The sequence below is a fragment of the Mesorhizobium sp. M7A.F.Ca.ET.027.03.2.1 genome (assembly GCF_003999175.1).
Taxonomy (GTDB): Bacteria; Pseudomonadota; Alphaproteobacteria; order Rhizobiales; family Rhizobiaceae; genus Mesorhizobium.
In genome coordinates this window covers 1-5,170 of record NZ_RZOM01000383.1, presented here as the reverse complement: position 1 = coordinate 5,170, position 5,170 = coordinate 1, and the positions used below count along the sequence as shown (strand labels likewise).

General features: G+C 67.1%; 6 protein-coding genes. 2 read left to right on the top strand and 4 right to left on the bottom strand.

From position 1 onward, the window contains the following. The 4 genes from EN750_RS17615 to hemC all read right to left on the bottom strand — a co-directional run. On the bottom strand, positions 1 to 401 hold a 401-nt coding region (locus EN750_RS17615; RefSeq protein WP_281062305.1), incomplete at its 3' end, for a heme biosynthesis HemY N-terminal domain-containing protein. Between the two features lie 10 nt (positions 402 to 411). Further along, positions 412 to 1,926, bottom strand: coding sequence for a COG4223 family protein (locus EN750_RS17610; protein WP_127397170.1), 1,515 nt, complete (start codon positions 1,924 to 1,926; stop codon positions 412 to 414). A gap of 110 nt (positions 1,927 to 2,036) precedes the next feature. Next, on the bottom strand, positions 2,037 to 2,753 hold the full coding sequence (locus tag EN750_RS17605; RefSeq protein ID WP_127397169.1) for a uroporphyrinogen-III synthase: 717 nt from the start codon (positions 2,751 to 2,753) through the stop codon (positions 2,037 to 2,039). A 1-nt stretch (position 2,754) separates the two neighbouring features. Continuing rightward, on the bottom strand, positions 2,755 to 3,681 hold the full coding sequence (gene hemC, locus EN750_RS17600; RefSeq protein ID WP_127397168.1) for a hydroxymethylbilane synthase: 927 nt from the start codon (positions 3,679 to 3,681) through the stop codon (positions 2,755 to 2,757). Positions 3,682 to 3,782: 101 nt separating this feature from the next. Between hemC and tsaD the strand changes: the two genes are divergently transcribed. Both tsaD and EN750_RS17590 read left to right on the top strand, forming a co-directional pair. Then, the gene (gene tsaD, locus EN750_RS17595; protein ID WP_189526277.1) at positions 3,783 to 4,868 is read left to right on the top strand and encodes a tRNA (adenosine(37)-N6)-threonylcarbamoyltransferase complex transferase subunit TsaD; all 1,086 of its coding nucleotides are present in this window, start codon (positions 3,783 to 3,785) and stop codon (positions 4,866 to 4,868) included. Next, positions 4,865 to 5,170 (top strand): NAD(P)-binding domain-containing protein (locus EN750_RS17590; protein ID WP_189526275.1); only part of this gene is annotated, 306 nt, incomplete at its 3' end. The genes tsaD and EN750_RS17590, both read left to right, overlap by 4 nt.

Sequence of the window (5,170 nt, the reverse complement as noted above, 5' to 3'; positions counted from 1 at the left end):
CCTTCGAGCAGCGACGCCTGCGCTTCCAGCAGGTGGATCAGCGGCTCCTGGTCGGAACGGATCAGCTTGGCGGCTTCCTTGGTCTTCTTGCGGGCCAGCGCGCCATCACCGGCGCCGGCGGCAATCATGCCGGTCGACAGCGCCTGATAGCCACGGTCGCGGCGGCGGACGCGGAAATAGCGCGAGATGGTGTAGGGGCTGTTCCACAGCGACTTGAGCAGCCACCACAGGATCATCACCGCGGCGACCACGGCAACGACGGCCACCGCCGCCACCATCAGGCTGACCTGGTATTGATAGCCGTTGAAAGTGACGACCATGTCGCCCGGCCGGTCGGCCAGCCAGGCAAAGCCCAGCCCGAGCGCGAAAACGACGATGAGGAAGGCGAGCAGGCGGATCATTGTGTTGCCCTCATGCCTTCATCGCGCCCGAGATCAGCGCATCGACCTGGGTTTCGACCTCGATGCGTGCCTTCAGCTTGCCGGCAAAGTCCGCGCCAGCGGCCTTGGCGGCCTCGGGCAGCGTTTCATACTCGCTGAGTGCCTTCGCGTAGTCGCCCTGGTTGACCGCCGCCTCCATGCGCGCGACGGTTTCCGGTGCGCCGGCGCCTTCGACGGCGCCGATCGGCCTGACCTTGACCAGCGATTCGGCGCTCGACATCAGATTCTGCAGGAAGCCGGCATTCTCATCGACGGGCGTCGCGGCAGTGACCATGGCATTGGCGGCGGCATCAGCCTGCGATGCGATCTCGGCGCGGGTCGGAACGCCCTTTTCAGCATAGGGGCGCAGTGCCGCAAGCTGCGGCGCATCGGGCGAAATTGCCGCGAGGGTTTCGAGTTCGGCCGAAAACGGCCCGCCACGCTCGAGCGCCGCCTTCAAGGCCGACGCCGCGATGGCAAGCGCTACCTTCGGCTGCCCCGCCGCCGCCTCGACCTTGCCGGACAGCTGCGACACAGACTGCTCCAGCGCTGTCAGCCGGCCCTCCTGCGCCGTCGTAGCCTCGCCGGCCGACTTCACCAGCGCGTCGAGGCCAGCCAGTTTCTCGTTGAGCGGACCGAGATCGACCGGTGCCGAGCTGCCGGCCTTGCCGAGGGCGGCGACCGCCGTCTCGATCTGCGCGACCTTGTCGCCCAGTGCGGCGACCCCGGCCGCGTCGCCTGCTCCACCTTTCTCGACAGCCGATTTCAGCGCCGCCACATCGGCCTTGACCTGTTCAAGGCCCGAGGACAGGCCGACCATCTTCGCCGCTCCATCGCCGTTGCCGCCGGCGTCCTTCAAACCGGCGATTTCGGTCTTCAGCGAGGCGATGTCGCCGTTGACGCCATCGAGCGAGACGCCGGCACCGGAACCCGGCGCGCCAAGCAGGCCGGCAAATTGCAGCCCGCCGGCGCCGACCAGCGCGATGACGCCGCCGATGATGCCGGCGGCGACGCCGTTGAGGCCGCCGCGCTTTTCAAGGGGTGGCGCCATTTTCTCGTCCCGTGTCTCGGGTTTCGCCTTGTTGCCGTCGGTCTGCGTGCGCTTCGCCGATGCGTCCTCGAAACTGTAGTCGTAGGCTTTGGTCTTGCCGGCCGGCGCATCGGACGATCCGGGACCGTGGGACGATCCGGGCTCGTCGGACGATCCGGGATAGGGGATCTCGGCCTCGCTAGCGGGCTTTGTCGCCGCTGCCGGCGGCTGCTCCGGTTCGGCCCGGGCGTCGGTATGCTCCCAGGGCTCGAGATCGGTCTGGTCGGCGTGAACCGGCTCTTCGGGAACCTCGGGTTGCGAAGCGTTCGCTGCTTCCTCGGCCTTCGCCTCGTCTGTCCGGGCCTCCTGCGTGGCGGCGTCCTCGTCGGCGATGCGTGAGACGGCGCCCGGCTCGAGATCGATGGTCACCGGCTCGCGGCGGCTTTTCGAGTGTCGCATCTTCGGCGTCTTGACCATGCCTGGGCTCCGCACAATTCGCTTCGTCTCAACGCCTAGCGGCGCATGATGGTTCAGAAAGGGTCTAGCACATCACCAAGCGGTGAAAAGGGGCGGTGTGATGACGCGGCTCAGCGCGGCGCCTGCAAAAGCGCCAGCAGCACATCCTCGTCGGGTTGCGCGGCAATGCGGATCCTTTCGCTGGCGACACCGTCGAAGGCTGCCGCGATGCGAGTGGAAAGCGCAAAAACCCATGTTTTTTCGAAGAGACCGCGCAGAGCGGGCCGTCTTGCCAAGGTCTGCATCGCCGCCGCCGCCTTGGCTGAATAGAGCAACACCGCGTCGGCAGGTTGCCCCGACAGGCGTTCGAGGATGACTTCGTCCGAATACCCCACTGCCAGCGTGTCATAGGTCTCGACGGCGTGGACCCGAACGCCCGCCGTCCCGAGCCTCTGTTCCAACGCCGGAAAACGCACGCGCCCGCAGAGGTAGACAATCGTCTTTCCAGAAAAATCGACGGCGAGACTGTCGGCCAGCGCCTCCGCATCGCCCGGGCCTTCACTGACCGACAAAAACCCCGCTCGAAGCGCCGCTTGCGCCGTCCTTTTGCCGACCGCATGACAAGGCAAGGCGGCGAGCGTCGCGATGATTTCTTCCGGCGCATGACGCATGGCATTGGCGCTGGTGACGGCCACCGCGACGGCATCGTCCGGGATCAGTCCGGCGGCGGCAGGCAACGCCTTTGTTTCGGTCAGGGGCAAAAGAACCGGCTGAAAACCTGCCTCCTCAAGCCGATGCGCTGTGCGCGAGGCACCCGGTTCCGGCCTGGTCACCAGGACGCGAAGCATTTCAGAGCCAGCCGTCGAAGAACTTTTCGCCGGCCTTGGCGCGCACACTCCGGGCCGCTTCACCGCCGATGCGGGCGGCGTCTTGCGCCGGCCCCTGCAGCTCGACCGTGTGCGACTGCGTGCCGTCGGGCGAGATGATCAGCCCGGCAAAAGACAGTTTTCCGGCCTCGATCGCCGCATAGCCGGCGATCGGTGTGCGGCAGGAGCCATCGAGCGCCGCCAGGAAGGCACGCTCGCAGGCCAGCGCCTGGCCGGTCGGTACATCATGGACGGCTGCCAGCATTTTTTCGACATCGCGGTCGCCGATACGGGTTTCGATACCGATCGCACCTTGCCCCGGCGCCGGCGGGAAGACATCGAGCGGTATCAGATCGGTGACGACATGCTCGAGCCCAAGCCGCTTCAGCCCGGCATAGGCCAGGATCGTGCCGGCGGCGACGCCTTCTTCGAGCTTGCGCAGCCGCGTCTGCACATTGCCGCGGAACATCACCACGTCGAGATCCGGCCGCATCCGGCGGATCAGCGCTTGCCGCCGCAGCGACGACGAGCCGACTTTCGCCCCGCGCGGCAGTTCGGCGATCGTCTTCGCCGCCTTGCCGACAAAGGCGTCGCGTGCATCCTCGCGCGGCAGGAAGGCCGAGAGTTCGAGACCGTCGGGCAGTTGCGTCGGCATGTCCTTCGACGAATGCACGGCGATGTCGATCCGGCCCGCCAGCAGCGCCTCCTCGATCTCCTTGGTGAACAGGCCCTTGCCGCCGGCTTCCGACAGCGGCCGGTCCTGGATGCGGTCGCCGCTGGTCGAGATGACGACCACCTCGAACGCCTCCGCCGGCATGCCATGCGCGGCCATCAGCCGCGCCTGCGCTTCATGCGCCTGTGCCAGCGCCAGCGGGCTGCCGCGTGTTCCGATTCTCAAGATTGTTTGCATGGCGCGCAGTCCGTGATAACCCCCCGGCAAGCGAGGCTTTTCCGGGGTTCTCCTAACGGGGAAAGCCCCATGATACAATCTTTAGGGACAGCGACGAATTGATCCGCGTGCTGGGCATAGAGACGAGTTGTGACGAGACCGCCGCCAGCGTGGTGGCCATCGACGGCTACGCCGCGCCAAAAATCCTGTCCAACATCGTGCTCAGCCAGATCGAGGAGCATGCCGCATTCGGCGGTGTCGTGCCGGAAATCGCCGCGCGCGCCCATGTCGAGGCGCTGGACGGCATAATCGAGGCGGCCCTTGCCGATTCGGGCACAGCACTCGCCGATATCGATGCGATTGCCGCCACCGCCGGCCCCGGCCTTGTCGGCGGACTGATCGTCGGGCTGATGACCGCCAAGGCGATTGCCGCTGCGGCGAACAAGCCGCTGATCGCCATCAACCACCTCGAAGGCCATGCGCTGACCGCAAGGCTGACCGACGGGCTCGACTTTCCCTATCTCTTGCTGCTGGTCTCCGGCGGCCATACGCAAATCGTCGCCGTGCGGGGAGTCGGCGATTACCGGCGCTGGGCAACGACCATCGACGACGCGCTCGGCGAAGCCTTCGACAAGACGGCCAAGATGCTCGGCCGGCCCTATCCCGGCGGGCCGAATGTCGAAAAGGCGGCACAAGCCGGCAACGCCTCGCGCTTTGCCTTTCCGCGACCGATGAAGGGCTCGGCCCAGCCCGACTTCTCCTTCTCCGGCCTCAAGACCGCCGTGCGCCAGGCGGCGAGCGCCATTGCGCCGCTGAGCGACCAGGACGTCGCCGACATCTGCGCTTCGTTCCAGGCGGCGGTGGCCGATGCGCTGGCCGACCGTGTCTCCCGCGCGCTGACGCGCTTTCGCGAGACATTTCCCGGCACGAAAAACCCGGCCCTCGTCGTTGCCGGTGGTGTCGCCGCCAACCGCACGATCAAGATCATGCTGGAGCGGCTCTGTGCCGAGACCGGCTTCACCTTCATCGCACCGCCGCTGAAGCTTTGCACCGACAATGCGGCTATGATCGCCTGGGCCGGCATCGAGCGGCTGCGCGAAGGCATGGCGCAGGAGAACGGCTTCGATTTCGTGCCGCGCTCGCGCTGGCCGCTGGACAGTGTCTCGGCGCCGATGGTCGGCTCCGGCCGGCGCGGAGCCAAGGCATGAACGAGCGGGCAACGAACGGCAACGACACCGCGCCGACCGGCTGGCGCGTTGCCGTGCTCGGCGGCGGGGCCTGGGGCACTGCCTTGGCCTTGGCCATGCTGCGCGCCGGGCATTTTGTTCGCCTTTACGCGCGCGATCCGGAGACCGTCGCCGCGATCGACCGCGGCGAAAATCCACGCTACCTGCCGGGCATCACGCTCCAGCCCGGCATCGTGGCGACGAGCAACATCCAGGCCGCGCTCGACGGTGCCGACTGTGTGCTGGCGGTGACGCCGGCCCAGTCGCTGCGGACTACACTGGCG

Excerpts from the sequence above, each read along its gene's own strand:
- EN750_RS17610 (WP_127397170.1), bottom strand. The coding sequence starts at position 1,926 with ATGGTCAAGACGCCGAAGATGCGACACTCGAAAAGCCGCCGCGAGCCG.
- EN750_RS17605 (WP_127397169.1), bottom strand. The coding sequence starts at position 2,753 with ATGCTTCGCGTCCTGGTGACCAGGCCGGAACCGGGTGCCTCGCGCACA.
- hemC (WP_127397168.1), bottom strand. The coding sequence starts at position 3,681 with ATGCAAACAATCTTGAGAATCGGAACACGCGGCAGCCCGCTGGCGCTG.